Origin of the sequence: Janibacter sp. HTCC2649 (genome assembly GCF_000152705.1) — a bacterium.
Taxonomy (GTDB): domain Bacteria; phylum Actinomycetota; class Actinomycetes; order Actinomycetales; family Dermatophilaceae; genus Knoellia.
In genome coordinates, this window is sequence record NZ_CH672413.1 from 3441046 (window position 1) to 3457131 (window position 16086).

Below are 16086 nucleotides of genomic sequence, written 5' to 3' on the forward strand. Positions count from 1 at the left end.
GCGTGCGCTCAGGGCCCAAAGCAACGAAGAACTGGTTCACGGTCTCCTTCCGGGCCCGCGATCCCACCCACACCAATCGACCGGTGTCGTGGTCGACGACAACCACCAGGTAGCGGCGACCACGCCGGTAGGCCACCTCGTCAATCCCGATCCGGCGCAATCCATCCAAGCCATCGCTGCCGCTGGCCGCGCGGCGATCGGCGAGCACCCGCGTCACGATCGAACCGATGGTGCGCCACGCACATCGCAGGAGCGTGGTCACCGCCGTGATCGACATCTGCGTGGCGGCCCAGGCCGCCATGTCTTCGAACGCCGTGGTGTGCCTGGCCCCGTGCCGAGCCCACGGCACCCACGCGACCACGACCCCATGCTCACGGCAGCTCACCCGAGGGATCCGTGCGTGGACAAACACGCGTCGACGATCCCAATCCAAGCCACGCCATCGCCGTTGCCGACCACGGTCATAGCGCGGACACCGCCGCCGGCAATGTGGACACCGCTGCCGCGACCCGAACCTCGTGCGTGCCCGAACGAGCACAACGCCCTCGACCAATTCGGCCCCATCGACGACCACCTCGGAGGGGGCGAACCCGCACACCTGACCGATTACCCTCGTACTGAGCACGCTGCCGCGATCCCTTCATTCTCGTTCCTAGACAGTCGAGAACTTAGGCCGCAGCAGCGTGCTCACTCACGTTTACGACCCACACCAACAGCAGGAGAGCCCCTATTGGGTGGGTTTGGGACGAGGCGCGCGGGTCGGGTTCGAGTCAGGCCGACTTGGCGGACGAGCCTGAGGTCGTCGACGAGCTGCTGCTGGTCGAGGAGCTCTTGGACGAGTCGCTCGAGCTGGAGCCGCTCGAGCTGCCCGAGTCGGACGAGCTGCTGCTCGAGGCCGCCGGGGTGCTGCTGCTCGCGGCTGCGCGCGAGTCGGTGCGATAGAAACCGCCGCCCTTGAAGACGACTCCGACGGAGTTGAAGACCTTGCGGAGGGACCCGTCGCACTCGGGGCAGATCGAGAGCGAGTCCTCGCTGAACGACTGCACGACCTCGAAACGGTGGTCGCATTCGCGACACGCGTAGGCGTACGTGGGCACGGGTTTCCTCCTGGGCACTGCGGGATGAGCGCTTCCAAGGATACGGAACGCCAAGGGATGCTCAGGTATGCCGCCCACGCACCGAGCCATCCGGCATACCGGATCGTCGTTCTTGGGTCTGCGGCTCACCAGCATGCGCGACGTATTTTCTGCGCGCCTGGCGCCCGCCGCGCAGATCCTGACCCGCCGCGCCCCCATGGGAGTGCGGCGGGCCACGTTGTGCGCCTCTCGCGCCAGCCGCGCAGAAGATAGAGCGCGCAGACGCAAGGGAGAATCGGGACCGGCTCAGGTGGTGGGAGGCGGTCCGGAGGGTGACCAGCCGGCGAGGCGACCGCCGCGACTGACGGCATACAGGCGCTTCTCGACCTGGGCGCGCACGGCAGCAGGCGTGACGACGAGCAGCTGGTCCCCGCGGCGCAACGGGGTCGTCTCCTTGGGGACGAACGAGACGCCGTCGCGCACGATGAGCGCCACGTTGACGCCCGTGGGGAGCCTCAGCTCATAGACCTGGACGCCCGAGAGGCGCGACGTCGGGCCGACGGATACCTCGATGAGGTGGGCGCCGATGTCGTCGAAGGCCGTCGTCTCGAGCGTGAGGTCGACAGAGTGGTGGGAGTTGTCGAGCCCCAGTCGGTGCGCGACCCACGGCAGCGTCGGCGCCTGGACGAGCGTGAAGATGATGACGAGGACGAAGACGAGGTTGAAGATGCCCTCGGTGCCCTCGGTGCCGACGGTCAGCGGCACTGTCGCCAGGACGACGGGCACCGCACCGCGCAGTCCCGCCCACGACAGGAACGCCTGGGCGCGCCACCCCATCCTGAAGGGCGCGGTCGCGACGATCACCGACAACGGTCGCGCCACGAGGAGGAGGACGAGGCCGAGCACGAGGGCCGGGATCAGTTGCGACGGGAAGCCGGCCGGGTCGGCGAGCAACCCGAGCAGGACGAAGAGGCCGATTTGCGCGAGCCAACCGAGCGCCGTCGAGAACCCGAGGACGGACGCCCGGTGGGGGAGGCCCATGTTGCCGAGCACGAGGGACGCGAGGTAGCAGGCGATGAACCCGGACGCGTGGACGACATCGGCGGCGGCGTAGGCGAGCACCGAGATGGTGACGACCCCGATGGCGAACAGGGCTGAGGAGCCGCCGGCCACGCGCGCCATGAGTCGCCCCCCGAGCCACCCGACGGCCAGTCCGATGGCCGAACCGATGACGAGTTCGGAGACGACGGTGAGGACGATGTGCCCCACCGACAGCCTCCCAGAACTCGCAGTCTGCAGGGCAAAGGCGGTCACGAGGATGACCACGGGGGCGTCATTGAACCCCGACTCGGCCTCGAGCATGCCGCTGATCCGGCGCGGCAACGGGACCCTGCGGAGGACGGCGAAGACGGCGGCGGCGTCGGTCGAGGCGAGGATCGCGCCGATGAGCAGGGCGATATTCCATGTCATGTCGAGGACGAAGTGGGCGGCCACGGCAACGACCGCGATCGACACGACGACGCCCACGGTCGCGAGGGCTGCGGCCGGGGCGAGCGACCCCTTGATCGAGTCCCACTTCGTCGTGACACCACCCTCGGTGAGGATGAGGACGAGGGCGGCGTAGCCGAGAACCTGCGTGAGCTCCTCGTCGGAGAAGTCGATCCCGAAGCCTCGGTTGCCGAGCGCGAGACCGATGCCGAGGTAGATGAGCAGCGACGGCAGCCCCGAACGGGTCGAGAGCCGCACCGCCGCGATGGCGGTGATGAGGACCGCCGTGCCGATGAGCAGCGCCACCGACAAGGCGTGCAGGTCGCCGGACTCGGCAGCGGCCAAAGTCTGCGTGACCGAGTCGACGACTGTGCCGGGGGCACCACTGAGAGCGCGCGGCATACCCAGGGTGTCGATCACGGCCCGTCCTCGCTCGTCGTCTCGCCTGACTGTCCTAGTCTCGCAGGGTGACTTCCCACCGTGTTGCCCGACGGGTGGCCTACGCCGTCATCGGCGTCCTTGCCGTGACAGCCCTCGTCCTCTCGATCGTCGGCGTCTCCCTCGTCCGACGGTCCTTCCCGCAGACCGAGGGCGAGATCACCATCGCCGGTCTGAGCGGCAAGGTGGACGTCCTGCGCGACGAGCACGGTGTGCCCCAGATCTACGGCGACAGCCTCACCGACATCGCCAAGGCGCAGGGCTTCGTCCACGCCCAGGACCGCTTCTTCGAGATGGACCTGCGCCGGCACGTGACGTCCGGCCGCCTCTCCGAGCTCGTGGGCGACGCCGGGATCGAGACCGACAAGGTCATCCGCACCATGGGCTGGCGGCGCATCGCCGAGGCCGAGCTGCCGACGCTGGAGCCGTCGACGCGGACCTACCTCCAGGCCTACGCGGACGGGGTCAACGCCTACCTGCGCGGACGCTCGCCGTCGCAGGCGTCACTCGAGTACGTCGTCCTCGGCACGAGCGTCAAGGACTACCGCATCGAGGACTGGACACCGGCCGACTCGATCGCGTGGCTCAAGGCGATGGCGTGGGACCTGCGCGGCGACTACTCCGACGAGCTCGCCCGCGCCCGCCTCTCGACGCGCATCTCCCCGGCGCAGATCGCCGAACTCTACCCGCCCTACGACCTCGCGAAGCAGCCGATCCTTTCGCCGGAGGACTGGCGTCCCTCGGCCGGGCAGCCGCAGCAGTCCTCCGCCGTCCCGTCCGCGCTGAGCGCGAGCGCACCCGCGTCTTCGCTCGTGGCCAAGGACGGTGCCGCGGGCACCGTCACCAGCCCTTCGGCGCAGCGGGCGTATGCCGCGGTCGGACGCGCGCTCGACTCCGTGCCTGCCCTTCTGGGTCGCGGTGACGGCATCGGCTCCAACTCCTGGGTCGTGGGGCCAGGCAAGTCCGCGACGGGAAAGCCGCTGCTGGCCAACGATCCGCACCTCAGCCCCGGTCAGCCCGGGATCTGGTACCAGGTCGGACTGCACTGCCGCTCGACCTCGACGCAGTGTCCGCTCGACGTCTCCGGCTTCTCGTTCTCCGGGGTGCCCGGCGTGGTGATCGGCCACAACAACAGGATCTCGTGGGGCTTCACCAACCTCGGGCCGGATGTCAGCGACTTCTACCTCGAGAAGCTCGACGGCGATCGCGCGTTGCGCGGTGACGCCTGGGAGCTGCTCACCACGCGGCGCGAGGTCATCAAGGTCGCGGGGGCGGCCGACGAGACGATCACGGTGAGGTCGACCCGCCACGGACCGCTCATGTCGGACGTCATCGACAACGTCGACGATGCCGGCGAGCGCTCGCCTGTGCCGCCGTCCCAGGGTCCGGCGACTCCCGGCCAGGACTATGCCGTGTCGATGGCCTGGACCGGCCTGCGCCCGAGCAAGACGGCCGATGCGATCTTCGCGATCAACGTGGCCCAGAACTTCGGCGAGTTCCGCGAGGCGGCCAAGTCGTTCGCGGTCCCGGCCCAGAACCTCGTCTATGCCGACATCGACGGCCACATCGGCTACCAGGCTCCGGGCCAGATACCGGTGCGGGTCTCGGCCTTCCCCGGGTCACCTCCCGGCTACTGGCCCGCCCCGGGCTGGGACGAGTCCTTTGACTGGCAGGGCGACGTGCCGTTCGAGTCGATGCCGACCTCCCTCGACCCGGTCGAGGGGTTCATCGTCGCGGCGAACCAGGCCGTCACGGCGAGCACCACCCCGTTCCTCACGACCCAGTGGGACTACGGCTACCGCGCCCAACGCATCCGCGACCTCATCGGCAGGGCCACCGAGGGCGGGGGCAAGATCTCGGTGCAGAAGATGGCGGACATGCAGATGGACTCCCGCAACGAGTTCGCGCCGACTCTCATCAAGGCCCTGCTCTCCGTGCCCCTGGGTGACGCCAACGACTCCGACCAGGAGGTCGCCTTCACCCGCGAGGCACAGGACCTGCTGCGCGACTGGGACCACTCGACGCCAGCCGATGACTCCAGCGCGGGTGCCGCCGCGGCGTACTACAACGCGGTCTGGGCCAACCTCCTCCGGTTGCTCTTCGACGACGAGGTGCCCGAGGACCTCCAGGCCAACGGCGGCAGTCGCTACATGGCGGCGGTCGGACGCCTCCTCGCGAACCCCAAGAGCGCCTGGTGGGACAACCGGCAGACCGCCGGCATCACCGAGGGCCGCGACGAGATCCTGCGCCAGGCCCAGGTCGAGGCCCGCCTCGAGCTCACCAAGCGGCTCGGCAAGGACCCCGACGACTGGCGCTGGGGGTCGCTGCACACCCTGGAGCTCAAGCACCAGGTCCTCGGCGGCGACACCGTCCCGGGCATCGTGCGCAGCATCTTCAACCGCGGCGGCTTCGAGATGCCCGGCGGCTCGGCCATCGTCGACGCCAACGGCTGGGACGCGAGCCTGGGCTACGAGACCAACTGGGCGCCGTCGATGCGCATGGTCGTCGACCTCGGAGGCCTCGACCGCTCGACGTGGGTCAACCAGACCGGCGCCAGCGGGCACGCCTTCAACGGGCACTACGACGACCAGACGGAGGACTGGGTCAAGGGGCGGCAGAACCCGTGGCCCTTCACCGAGAAGGCCGTTCGTGAGGCGGCCGAGGACGAGCTGACTCTCGTCCCCGGTCGGTCGAGCTGACCGGTCACATCGCCTGCAGCCAGGTGATCCCGTCCACGGTGAGCATGCCGTGGACAGGGTGGTCGTGGTCGTAGCGGGGGAGTCGCACGCTGTGCACCTCACCGGGATGCAGGACGACGACGACCCGGGCGTCGGGGCGCAGCCGAACGAGCGCGCGGTCATAACTGCCGCCGCCGCGCCCGAGGCGCGTCCCGACGAGGTCGACCCCGAGGCCGGGAGTGAGGACGAGACCGGCGGCCGCAATCGAGTCGGGACCACGCGGCATACGCCGCTCGTCCTGGGCGTCGCACCAGTCAAGATCGTTGTCCGCCAACGTGATGGGAACGATGACGCGTATGCCGTGTCCCACGAGGGCGTCGATCGTCGCCGCCGTGGGTGGCTCGGTCCGCAGGGCCTCGTAGGCCGCCACCGTGCCGCCCGGCGTGATGCCCAGGTCGCGCACGAGGTCGATGGCCCGGGCGGCGAGTGCGAGGTCGTCGGCGGCGCGGTCACGAGCGGCGGCGATCTCACGACGGGCAGCGAGCAACGTCGGGCGCAGGGCGGCCTTGTCCTGACTGACGCGGTCCTCTGTCATTCACGGTCCTCAGTCATTCACGGTCCTGTGTCATTCACGGTCCTGGGTCATTCACACAGTCTGGACGCAGACGCCACTGCAGGGGCACCGACCGGTCCCCTAGGGTGGCGACCATGGGTGATGACGGCCTCCGACGGGGCACTGACCTGATGCGTGTGCGTGGGGTGGATGAGCGGGCGGTCATGGCCTTCACCCGGTTCTACGCGATGCTCGAGGCAGACGCGACCGGGCACATCCTCGAGGACACGATCGAGCCGCTCGGCACGGTCCACGCCCTCGAGGACATCGAGATCACCGACGCCGAGGCGCGTGAGGCCCTCGCGACAACGGTCGTGCTGAAGCTCAATGGCGGCCTGGGCACGTCGATGGGCATCAGCGGGCCCAAGTCGGCACTGTCGGTGCGAGACGGGTTGAGCTTCCTCGACATCATCGCCCGGCAGGTGCTCGCGATCCGCAAGGAGTGCGACGTCGACCTGCCGGTCGTCTTCATGGACTCGTTCCGGACGCAGGACGAGACGCTCGAGATCCTCGCGAAGCACGAGGGCCTCAAGCTCGACGGGTTGCCGCTCAGCTTCCTCCAGAGCGCCGAACCCAAGCTGCGTGCCGACGACCTGACTCCGGTGTCGTGGCCGACCGATCCCGAACTGGAGTGGTGCCCACCGGGACATGGGGATGTCTACATCGCGCTCCAGTCGAGTGGACTGCTGGACACGTTGCGCGAGAGGGGTTATCGCCACCTCTTCCTGTCCAACGCCGACAACCTCGGCTCCGTCTGCGACCCGCGGGTCCCGGCCTGGATGGCTGACGAGGACATTCCCTATGTCGCCGAGGTCTGCAAGCGGACCCGCAACGACCGCAAGGGCGGCCACCTCGCCCGGCGTCGCGAGGACGGGCGGCTCATCCTGCGCGACTCGGCCCAGGTGGCGCCGGGTGAGGAGGAGTTCTTCGCCGACAACGAGCGGCACGAGTTCTTCCATGTCAACAATCTGTGGATCGACCTCGACGTCCTCGCCACCACCCTCGCCGATCGGGCCGGCGTGCTCGAACTGCCGATCATCGTCAACCGCAAGACGGTCGATCCGACGGTCAAGGACTCGACGCCCGTGATCCAGATCGAGTCCTCCATGGGCACGGCGATCGAGGTCTTCGAAGGATCGCAGGCCCTCTTCGTGCCGCGCGACCGCTTCCGTCCGGTGAAGACGACGAACGAGCTGCTGCTCGTGCGCTCGGACCTCTATGAGCTCGACGCTGCGAGCCAGGTGGTCTCGCTCATCGACCACGACGAACCGTTCATCGACCTCTCCAGCGACTTCAAGTTCATCCAGGACTTCGACCGGCACTTCCCGCACGGGGTCCCGTCGATCAGTGGAGCCCGCTCGCTCGTCGTCGACGGTGACGTGACGTTCGGGCGCGACGTGGTCTGTGTCGGTGACGTGAAGGTGCGCGCTGAGTCCCCGCGGGTCATTGACGACGGCGCCCGTCTCGAAGGCGATGCATGAGGACCGTCGACGAGCACCGGGCGGCGCTGCTGGCTCTGGTCTCTGCCCTTCCACCGGTGACAGTGGCCCTGTCGGAGGCTTTGGGTCGGGTGTTGGCTGCCGATGTCGTTGCGGCCGTGGACCTTCCGGGCTTCGACAACAGTGCCATGGACGGGTATGCCGTCCGCTCGGCCGACGTTGCCGGTGCCAGTGGGGATTCGCCCGTGGTGTTGGACGTCGATGGCGACATCGCGGCCGGGGACACCCGCCGTCACGTGCTGAGGCCAGGCGCGGCGATGCGGATCATGACGGGTGCGCCCCTGCCCGAGGGTGCTGACGCGATCGTGCCGGTCGAGTCGAGTGACGGGGGAGTGTCGCGGGTTGCCGTGACCTTGGCGGCCGAGGTGGGTCGGCACCTGCGCCTGCAGGGCGAGGACGTGCGTGTCGGAGATGTCGTGCTGCATGCCGGGGCTCGTCTGGGGCCGGGGCAGGTGGCGCTCGCGGCGGCGTCGAACGTCGCGGAACTGACTGTGGCTGCGCGGCCTCGCGTCTCGATCCTGTCCACCGGCGACGAGCTGGTCCTGCCGGGCCAGCCGCTCGAGCATGGGCAGATCGTCGACTCCAACAGCGTGATGCTGGCCGCCCTGGTGACGGCCGCAGGTGCGGAGGTCGTGGGCAGCGGTCACCTTGATGACGACGCAGCGGCCATGAGGTCCTTGTTGCAGGACCCGCCCGGAGAGCCCGACCTCATCCTCACGACGGGGGGTGTGTCGATGGGTGCCTACGACACCGTCAAGGAAGTCCTGTCGGCCACCGGCACGGTCGACTTCGTCAAGGTGGCGATGCGGCCGGGGATGCCGCAGGGAGCTGGCGTCGTGGGGGAGCGGCGCACGCCGATCGTCACGCTGCCGGGCAACCCGGTGAGCTCGTTCGTCTCGTTCCACGTCTTCGTGCTGCCTGTGCTGCGCGCCCTGGCCGGTCTGGAGTGGGAGCAGGCGACGGCCGGAAGCGTTGCGGCACAGGGGTGGTCGTCGATCGAGGGCAGGGCAGAGTTCACGCGAGTGGTGCTCGACACCGACGGGGTGCGACCGTCGGGTGGTCAGGGGTCGCACATGCTCGGTGCCCTCGCCGACGCGACCCACCTGGCGGTCGTCGACGCCGCGACCACCCAGATCCAGCCCGGCGACGCGGTTCGCCTCCTGCCATTGGTGGGGCAGGATTGACCTCGTCCCCAACTCACCCAATAAGAGGGTTGGGGACGTGGAAAGTTCAATGTCCCCAACCCTCTTATTGGGTGAGTTAGGAACCACGTGGCTAGCGACGAGAGCGACCAGGGCGACGCTCAGGCTCCCCGCGGCCTGACGCACGTCCGGGCCGACGGGACGGCGCACATGGTCGACGTCTCCGCCAAGGCCATCACCGCGCGCGAGGCCAGTGCTCGTGGTCGGGTTCTCCTCGCTCCCGCGGCGATCGCTGCCCTGCGCGACGGGACCGTCCCCAAAGGTGACGCGCTTGCGGTCGCCCGGCTGGCCGGCATACAGGCCGTGAAACGCACACCGGAACTCATCCCGCTGGCGCACCCGGTGGCCGTTCATGCCGCCAGCGTCGACCTTGATGTCGTCGATGACGGGGTCGACATCAGCGCCACTGTGCGCACCGCCGACCGCACGGGCATTGAGATGGAAGCCCTCACCGCCGTGAGCGTCGCTGCCCTCGCCCTCATCGACATGATCAAGGCCGTCGACAAGCACGCCCGCATCACCGACGTGCGCGTCACCGCCAAGTCCGGAGGGCGCTCCGGCGACTGGGTGGAGGCATGAGCGGCGATGCCGGCCTGGCCGGTCGGCGCGCGATCGTCGTGACTGCCTCGACTCGTGCCTCTCAGGGCGTCTACCCCGACAAGGGCGGTGCCCTCATCGTGCAGACCCTGCGCGCCTGGGGTGCCGAGGTCGACGACCCCACCGTGGTGCCCGACGCTGACGTCGCCGAGACCCTCGTTGCTGCCCTGGCGGCACGGCCCGACCTGCTCATCACCACCGGTGGCACGGGCATCAACCCCACCGACGCGACTCCCGAAGCAACGGCTCCGCTCCTCGATCGCGTGATCCCGGGGATCGCCGAGGCAATCCGCGCGGCAGGCGTCGCGGGTGGCGTGCCGACCGCAATGCTCTCGCGCGGGCTCGTCGGCGTTGCTGGGGCGACTCTGGTCGTCAACCTGCCCGGGTCGACCGGTGGGGTGCGCGACGCTCTCGCGGTGCTCGAACCCGTCCTCGGCCATGCCCTCAGCCAGCTCGCCGGCGGTGACCACTGATGCACTGGAGTCGCCCACGTCGTGGCTGGTCCCTGCTGCTGGCCGGCACGACGCCCCATGGTGTGCCGATCCTGCTGCGGCCGCTGAGGTCCGAGGACGTCGATGAGTACACGTCGGTCCGGGCCCTCAACCGGCACTGGCTCAGCCCGTGGGACGCGACCTCGCCCGTGCCGGCGACGTCGCCCCGCACCTTCGATGATCTCGTCAACCTCTATCAGGAGGACGCGCTCGCCGGCCGAATGGTCCCGCTCGTCATCGAGACCGATGGCCGGCTCGTGGGCCAGGTCAACGTCAGCAACATCGTGATGGGGTCCTTCCGGTCCTGCACCGTCGGCTACTGGGTGGCCCAGTCGGTGGCAGGCAGGGGCATCATCCCGACGGCTCTGGCCCTCGTCTGCGACCACGTGATCCATGACGTTGGCGTGCACCGGATCGAGGTCAACATCCGCCCCGAGAATGCCGCGAGCCTCGCCGTCGTCCACAAACTCGGCTTCCGTGACGAGGGACTGCGCGAGCGGATGCTCCACATCGACGGCGACTGGCGCGATCACCGCTCCTTTGCCCTGACGACAGAGGATCTGGCCGGTGGGACGGTCATGGACCGTCTGACCCACACGTCACAGCAGTCACGTGGGCGACACACCGTAGAGGGTCCGACTGACTGACCCTCTGCACGCATAACGTCGTGTTTGTGCAGCCGAGCAGCCTGATCTTCCTGGTCATCATCGGGATTTGGGCTGCCTATTTTGTCCAGTACTGGGTCCGTCGGCGCGAGCACCTCGCCACGATCCGATCGGTCGACGCGTTCTCCGAGACGATGCGAGTCCTTCAGCGACGCGCGCCTCTGCCCTCGGTCGACCACGGTGGACAGGCTCCCCGGACCTACGCCGTCAGCCCCGCCCGCGCGATGCGACCCCAGGTCACGGTCAAGCGCGCCGAGGCGCACGTCGCCGCGCCGGTCGAGCAGATCGAGCACGTCGAGGTCGTCGAGCCGGTGGCCGCGACGCACGTCGGCATGCGCCCCAACCGCGCCACTCGCGGCACCGTCGTCCTCATCGGCCTGGCCGGGACCGTCATCTTCGGACTCCTCTCCGCGCTCGGTGTGCTGGTGTCCTGGTCCTTCGTCGTTCCTCTGGCCATGGCTGCCGGCGGCTTCGTCTGGCTCCGCGCCGGTGTCCAGGCCGAGATGAAGGCGCTGCGCGCCGCTCGCGGTCGTGCTCGTCGTGCTGCCGCGCGCACCTCAGCTCCTGCTCCGCGAGTGTCTGCGCCCGTTGCCGAGTCCTCGCCCCCGATGGCCGCGCCGTCGCCGCAGCGTTCGGCCGACGTTGTCGCCAACGAGCCCGCTGTCGAACCCGTCCTCGAGTCGGCGCCCTTCGACGTGGCCACCGAGGTGGCCGCCAGCGCCGCCTCGTCATCGCCCGCCGCCGACGAGGTCGCGGAGCTGCCGCCCGTCGCCCAGCACGAGGTGGCACTGCCCGAGCTCGACGAGGACGACATCCCGCTCACGTGGGACCCCCGCCCGGTGCCTCGCCCGACCTACACGATGAAGGCCAAGGCCGCCGAGCGGCCCGCTCCGACCCGGGAAGCCGAGCCGGAAGCGCGCGCCGAGCACCCGGCATACGACGAGGTTCTGCAGCGTCGCACGGCTGGTGGCTGAGCCACCCCACACGCAGACACGACGAACGCCCCCGCGACATCGCGGGGGCGTTCGTCGTGGGCCAGGCTACGTTGAGTGTTCGGCGTCCTCGAGGTCTTCCTCGAGCTCGGCGGGCAGCGGCTCCTCGTCGAGGAGGTGGTGGCCGACGGCGTTGAGCACGGCAACGAGCGGGACGGCGATGAGCGCGCCGAGGATTCCGGCGGCGACGACGCCGCCGGCGATGCCGAGGATGACGGCCAGCGGGTGCACCCGCACGGCGCGACCGAGGAGGAACGGCTGCAGGACGTGCGACTCGAGCTGCTGGACCGCGATAACGCCACCAAGCATGATCAGCGCCTGGACGGGGCCGAGGGCCACCAGAGCCAGCAGGACCGGCACGGCGCCGGAGATCGCGGCACCGATGACGGGGATGAACGCACCGAAGAAGACGAGCACGGCGACACCCGAGGCGAAAGGCACCCCGAGCAGTCCGGCCACGATGCCGATGCCGAGGGCGTCAACAGCGGCCACGAGGATTGTCGCGCGGGTGAAGGCGGACAGCTGACCCCAGGCGATCACCCCGGAGGAGTGGACGCGATCGCGCGACGTGCGCGGGAAGAGACGGACGACCCACGCCCAGATGCGCTCGCCGTCGTAGAGGAAGAAGAAGAGCGCGAACATCGAGATGAAGAAGCCGGCGACGAGGTGGGTCACGGTCAGCCCGGCCTGTGCCGCGGTCTCACCGAGGCTGCCTCCACCGGAGCTCAGCTGCTCGCGGGCCTTGTCGATCCATCCGTCGACCTGCGAGTCCGTGAGCCCGAAGCTCGTGCGGAACCAGCTGCGGATCTCGTCGATGCCTTGACCGACCTGGGTGCTGATGTCGCTGAACTGCGACGAGAACTGCGACCCGACGAAGCTCAGGGCGCCGATGATGACCGCGAGCGTGCCGAGGACGGTGAGACCGGCAGCAGCGCCGCGCGGGATGACGCGGGCCAGGAAGCGGGTGATCGGCATGAGCAGGGCCGTGAGGAGCATCGCGATGATGATCGGCACCGTGACCTCGGAGAAGTAGGCGAAGAGCCACAGGGCGCCGAGCACGGCGGCCGCGATGATGATCATGCGCCACGACCACTCGCTCGCGGTGCGCACTCCCATCGGGACCTGCCACGCTGCCGGCTGGTGCGTCGGATCGGTGTCGACGCAGTGCTCGTCGGAGGTCAGCGGGGACGCGGGCGTCGGCGCCGGCATCCCGAGTTTGGGCAGGTCAGCGGGGTCGGCACGACCGGCCCGGGACGACGGCATACGAAGGCGCATGTTGCTGAGCGTATGCCGGGCCGATCCAGTTTCGTGACCGGCCGTCGCCGGTGTTATCGTGAGGCCGCTCAATGGGGCTGTGGCGCAGTTGGTAGCGCGTCTCGTTCGCAATGAGAAGGCCAGGGGTTCGAATCCCCTCAGCTCCACCAGAGTGAAGAGGACCGGACACGACATCGTGTCCGGTCCTCTTTCGTGTCCGTGCCGGGCAGACGCCTCACGGAGGTGATGGGATGGCTCAAGGGTCGCGGATGACCGGTCGCCCCCATCCCCGGAGCAAGGACGCCTCATGACGGACAACCAGAACCCCTTCGCGCTGGACGGCCGGGTGGCCGTGGTCACCGGCGGGACCCGTGGCCTCGGAGAGGGATTCGCCAAGGCCCTCGGCGCCGCCGGCGCGTCGGTCATGCTGCTGGGACGCGACCAGGAGCGAGGCGCCGAGGTCGCACAGGCGCTGGCCGAGGACGGCGTCGACACGGCGTACCTCCCCGTGGACGTCACCCAGCCCGACGACGTGACCCGGGCCCTCGACCAGACCCTGGAACGCTTCGGGCGGTGCGACATCCTCGTCAACAACGCCGGTGCCTGCGTGCACGCCCCGGCCCTCGACGTCACACCGGAGGACTGGCGCCGGGTGATGAACGTCAACCTCGACGCGGTGTGGACCTGCAGCCAGACGTTCGGTCGGCACTTCGTGCAGGAGCGGGCGGGGACGATCATCAACATTGGGTCCATGTCGGGCCTCATCGTCAACCGACCCCAGTGGCAGCCTGCCTACAACGCGTCCAAGGCGGCCGTGCACCATCTCACCCGTAGCCTGGCCGCGGAGTGGGGTGAGTTCGGGGTGCGGGTCAACGCGCTGGCGCCCGGCTACATCAAGACCAACATGTCCCCGGTCGACGAGCCGCGCTTCCGACAGAACTGGATCGAGGACGCCCCGTTGAGGCGCTACGGCACGGTCGAGGAGCTCGCGCCGGCGGTGGTCTTCCTGGCCAGCGACGCCTCGTCGTTCGTCACCGGCTCGGTGCTCGTCGCCGATGGTGGTTACACGGCCTTCTGACGCGGGCCGGCTACCTCTTCGGGCTCATCGCCTCATGGGCGTTCCTGTCCTTCTTGGCACTGCTCATCCTCTTGACGACCGGCCTGACCCGGTCAGGGAACCTCGATCGAGATGTTGGCGCGCTCGGTGCCCGGAGTGGCCGTGGGCAGCGAGGCCCAGAAGTCCGTGTTGCGCATCCACGCCGGGAAGCCGAAGGGGAGGTCCCGGCTGGGGATCTCGGGGAGCTCGGCCACCGTGAAGTCGCTGCCGTAGGGGACGAGCGGCATGACGACGTCGGGGTGCGCGAGGGTGGGGTGGAGCGCTTGCAGGGCGACGTTCCAGTTGTCGAGGAGGTCCTTGCGGCTGATCGGTCCGTTGGGCTTGTCGGCGGTGGGGTGCAGCGCCTTGTGGAACTGGACCGTGGCGGCTGCGGCGGCCCCGGCCGGTGTCGCCTTGAAGGCCGTCCAGGCGTTGAAGGCTGGGGTGCCGAAGGTGACGACGGTTTCGATCCTGCCCTTGGCGAAGGCCGCTTCCAGCCACTGGTTCCGGTATGCCGCGATCTCCGGATCGTTCAGGTGCGGCAGGGCCATGCTCTGGTTGAAGATGCCGTAGAGGAAGGCGTTGATCATCAGGTAGCTCTTGGTGTAGCCGAGCTTCTCGACGAAGCCCTGGACGCGTCGACCGGCCTGGCCCGACAGGCATCGGCGGGTGACCGCCTCGGTCTGGGCCGGGTCCTGGCCGATGACAAGCAGGCGCGCCGTGCCGTTGGCGCGTCCGCGGTAGAAGATCGGGCCCCACAGGGATCGGAAGCCGTCAGCGCCCCTGAAAACGGTTTCGTCGGGGTAGTTGCGGCACAACGTCCTGAACGTCCCCGTGGGTCCGGTATCGAACGGATCTGTGATCATCGCGGCCACCCGTTGAAGTCGAGTTACGTGCACCACCCACCATCGTGGACCGCCTACGTGTCTCACGGGAAGGGCTCAGTGTGGTGAGATTCGTGGCGTGGGCGTCGTCGACTGGCTGGATCGGTTCCAGCGCAAGCACCGCGTTGTGGGCTTTCCACTCGCGGTCATCTACAAGTTCTTCGACGACCAGGCGGGCTACCTCGTGGGCCTCATCGCCTACTACGCGTTCCTGTCGTTCTTTCCCCTGCTCCTCATCTTCACGACGGTGCTCAGCTTCGTCCTGGTGAACTATCCGGACCTCAAGGAGCGGATGCTCGACTCGGCGTTGTCAGAGATCCCGATCATCGGTGCCCAACTCGGACAGCCGCAGTCGCTGAGGGGGAGCGCTACCGGCGTCATCGTCAGCGGCGTGGTCGCCCTCTACGGTGGGTTGGGCGTGGGGCAGGCCTTCCAGTACGCGATGAACACCGTCTGGGGCGTGCCGAGGAACGTGCGACCCAACCCGTTCCGTGCGCGCGGTCGGAGTTTCCTCCTCCTGCTGACGATCCTGCTGTTCGTCGTCCTCACCACGGGCATCACGATCGTCAGTGCGAAGGCGATCAGCAGCTTCCCCGTGACGACCCAGGTGGCCGTCGCGGTGGCAACCTTCCTCGGCACCGCCCTCGTCTTCGGGCTCGGCATGCGGCGCGCCGTCGCTCTCGACCTGGGGCTGAAGAATGTGGCGGTGGGTGCGATCGGCGCCGCCCTCACGTGGCAGGCCCTGCAGAGCTACGGTGTTGGGTTCGTCGAGAGGGCAGTCAGTTCGACCTCGGCGACCAACGGCGTCTTCGGCCTCGTCATCGGCCTCTTCGCCTTCTTCCACTTAGCTGCTTTTGGCACGGTGTTCTTTGCCGAAGCCGACGTGGTCCGGGCCAACCACCTTTACCCGCGTGCCCTGTTGACACCGTTCACCGACAACGTGGACCTCACCGACGGTGATCGTCGGGCCTACGCGCAGCAGGCGCGCATCGGCCGCTTCAAGGAGTACCAACAGATCGACGTCGACTTCGAGAAGCCGATCGAGCCCATCGCATCGACCGAGCCTGCCGAGCCCGCCCAGTCCGTCGACCCACCGCGCTGACCCGAGCTGGG

Annotated in this window: 15 protein-coding genes, 1 tRNA gene and 1 pseudogene; 10 read left to right on the top strand and 7 right to left on the bottom strand. The window is 68.8% G+C overall.

The genetic code is table 11. The features are described from left to right. The 4 genes and pseudogenes from JNB_RS21595 to JNB_RS16520 all read right to left on the bottom strand — a co-directional run. The coding region (locus JNB_RS21595; RefSeq protein WP_237700681.1) for a transposase at positions 1-262 on the bottom strand (262 nt) is incomplete at its 3' end. Between the two features lie 3 nt (positions 263-265). Next, positions 266-625: pseudogene (locus tag JNB_RS22320) on the bottom strand (transposase family protein); the annotation flags it as partial. Positions 626-770: 145 nt separating this feature from the next. Next, positions 771-1097, bottom strand: a complete 327-nt coding sequence (locus JNB_RS16515) for an FmdB family zinc ribbon protein (RefSeq protein WP_009777658.1) — start codon at positions 1095-1097, stop codon at positions 771-773. Positions 1098-1382: 285 nt separating this feature from the next. Continuing rightward, positions 1383-2984 carry a potassium/proton antiporter gene (locus tag JNB_RS16520; RefSeq protein WP_009777659.1) on the bottom strand — a complete coding sequence of 534 codons (1602 nt, stop codon included), beginning with the start codon at positions 2982-2984 and terminating at the stop codon, positions 1383-1385. Between the two features lie 47 nt (positions 2985-3031). On the opposite strand from JNB_RS16520, the gene JNB_RS16525 reads away from it, so the two are divergent. Then, positions 3032-5701 (top strand): penicillin acylase family protein, encoded by a 2670-nt coding sequence (locus JNB_RS16525; protein ID WP_148232481.1) that lies wholly within the window; start codon positions 3032-3034, stop codon positions 5699-5701. Between the two features lie 4 nt (positions 5702-5705). Here the strand turns inward: JNB_RS16525 and JNB_RS16530 are convergent, their stop codons facing one another. Continuing rightward, positions 5706-6275, bottom strand: a complete 570-nt coding sequence (locus tag JNB_RS16530) for a 5-formyltetrahydrofolate cyclo-ligase (protein ID WP_009777661.1) — start codon at positions 6273-6275, stop codon at positions 5706-5708. A 113-nt stretch (positions 6276-6388) separates the two neighbouring features. Between JNB_RS16530 and JNB_RS16535 the strand changes: the two genes are divergently transcribed. The 6 genes from JNB_RS16535 to JNB_RS16560 all read left to right on the top strand — a co-directional run bounded on the left by JNB_RS16535 (position 6389) and on the right by JNB_RS16560 (position 11721). After that, a complete protein-coding gene (locus JNB_RS16535) occupies positions 6389-7774 on the top strand; it encodes a UTP--glucose-1-phosphate uridylyltransferase (RefSeq protein WP_040883929.1) in 1386 nt (461 codons plus the stop codon). Then, on the top strand, positions 7771-8976 hold the full coding sequence (gene glp, locus JNB_RS16540; protein WP_009777663.1) for a gephyrin-like molybdotransferase Glp: 1206 nt from the start codon (positions 7771-7773) through the stop codon (positions 8974-8976). Before JNB_RS16535 ends, glp begins: the two co-directional genes overlap by 4 nt. A 168-nt stretch (positions 8977-9144) precedes the next feature. After that, positions 9145-9573, top strand: coding sequence for a cyclic pyranopterin monophosphate synthase MoaC (moaC, locus tag JNB_RS16545; RefSeq protein ID WP_148232656.1), 429 nt, complete (start codon positions 9145-9147; stop codon positions 9571-9573). Continuing rightward, positions 9570-10064, top strand: coding sequence for a molybdenum cofactor biosynthesis protein B (locus JNB_RS16550; RefSeq protein WP_009777665.1), 495 nt, complete (start codon positions 9570-9572; stop codon positions 10062-10064). Before moaC ends, JNB_RS16550 begins: the two co-directional genes overlap by 4 nt. Then, the gene (locus JNB_RS16555) at positions 10064-10729 is read left to right on the top strand and encodes a GNAT family N-acetyltransferase (protein ID WP_009777666.1); all 666 of its coding nucleotides are present in this window, start codon (positions 10064-10066) and stop codon (positions 10727-10729) included. The genes JNB_RS16550 and JNB_RS16555 overlap by 1 nt, the downstream gene beginning before the upstream one ends. 26 nt (positions 10730-10755) lie before the next feature. Beyond that, positions 10756-11721, top strand: a complete 966-nt coding sequence (locus JNB_RS16560) for a hypothetical protein (RefSeq protein WP_040883931.1) — start codon at positions 10756-10758, stop codon at positions 11719-11721. A gap of 66 nt (positions 11722-11787) precedes the next feature. Here the strand turns inward: JNB_RS16560 and JNB_RS16565 are convergent, their stop codons facing one another. Further along, positions 11788-13014, bottom strand: coding sequence for an AI-2E family transporter (locus tag JNB_RS16565; protein ID WP_237700682.1), 1227 nt, complete (start codon positions 13012-13014; stop codon positions 11788-11790). Positions 13015-13087: 73 nt separating this feature from the next. Here JNB_RS16565 and JNB_RS16570 point away from each other — a divergent pair. Together JNB_RS16570 and JNB_RS16575 are read left to right on the top strand one after the other, a co-directional pair. Next, positions 13088-13163 (top strand) — tRNA-Ala (locus JNB_RS16570). A gap of 137 nt (positions 13164-13300) precedes the next feature. Beyond that, positions 13301-14071 (top strand): SDR family NAD(P)-dependent oxidoreductase, encoded by a 771-nt coding sequence (locus tag JNB_RS16575; RefSeq protein ID WP_009777669.1) that lies wholly within the window; start codon positions 13301-13303, stop codon positions 14069-14071. Between the two features lie 92 nt (positions 14072-14163). Here JNB_RS16575 and JNB_RS16580 read toward each other — a convergent pair whose 3' ends face one another. Continuing rightward, positions 14164-14955 (bottom strand): uracil-DNA glycosylase family protein, encoded by a 792-nt coding sequence (locus JNB_RS16580; RefSeq protein WP_040885113.1) that lies wholly within the window; start codon positions 14953-14955, stop codon positions 14164-14166. Positions 14956-15052: 97 nt separating this feature from the next. Between JNB_RS16580 and JNB_RS16585 the strand changes: the two genes are divergently transcribed. Beyond that, a complete protein-coding gene (locus JNB_RS16585; RefSeq protein WP_009777671.1) occupies positions 15053-16075 on the top strand; it encodes a YihY/virulence factor BrkB family protein in 1023 nt (340 codons plus the stop codon). Positions 16076-16086: the final 11 nt, after the last annotated feature.

Coding starts and splice junctions, on each gene's coding strand:
- JNB_RS16530 (WP_009777661.1), bottom strand. CDS start 6,275: ATGACAGAGGACCGCGTCAGTCAGGACAAGGCCGCCCTGCGCCCGACG.
- JNB_RS16535 (WP_040883929.1), top strand. CDS start 6,389: ATGGGTGATGACGGCCTCCGACGGGGCACTGACCTGATGCGTGTGCGT.
- glp (WP_009777663.1), top strand. CDS start 7,771: ATGAGGACCGTCGACGAGCACCGGGCGGCGCTGCTGGCTCTGGTCTCT.
- moaC (WP_148232656.1), top strand. CDS start 9,145: ATGGTCGACGTCTCCGCCAAGGCCATCACCGCGCGCGAGGCCAGTGCT.
- JNB_RS16550 (WP_009777665.1), top strand. CDS start 9,570: ATGAGCGGCGATGCCGGCCTGGCCGGTCGGCGCGCGATCGTCGTGACT.
- JNB_RS16555 (WP_009777666.1), top strand. CDS start 10,064: ATGCACTGGAGTCGCCCACGTCGTGGCTGGTCCCTGCTGCTGGCCGGC.
- JNB_RS16565 (WP_237700682.1), bottom strand. CDS start 13,014: ATGCGCCTTCGTATGCCGTCGTCCCGGGCCGGTCGTGCCGACCCCGCT.
- JNB_RS16575 (WP_009777669.1), top strand. CDS start 13,301: ATGACGGACAACCAGAACCCCTTCGCGCTGGACGGCCGGGTGGCCGTG.
- JNB_RS16580 (WP_040885113.1), bottom strand. CDS start 14,955: ATGATCACAGATCCGTTCGATACCGGACCCACGGGGACGTTCAGGACG.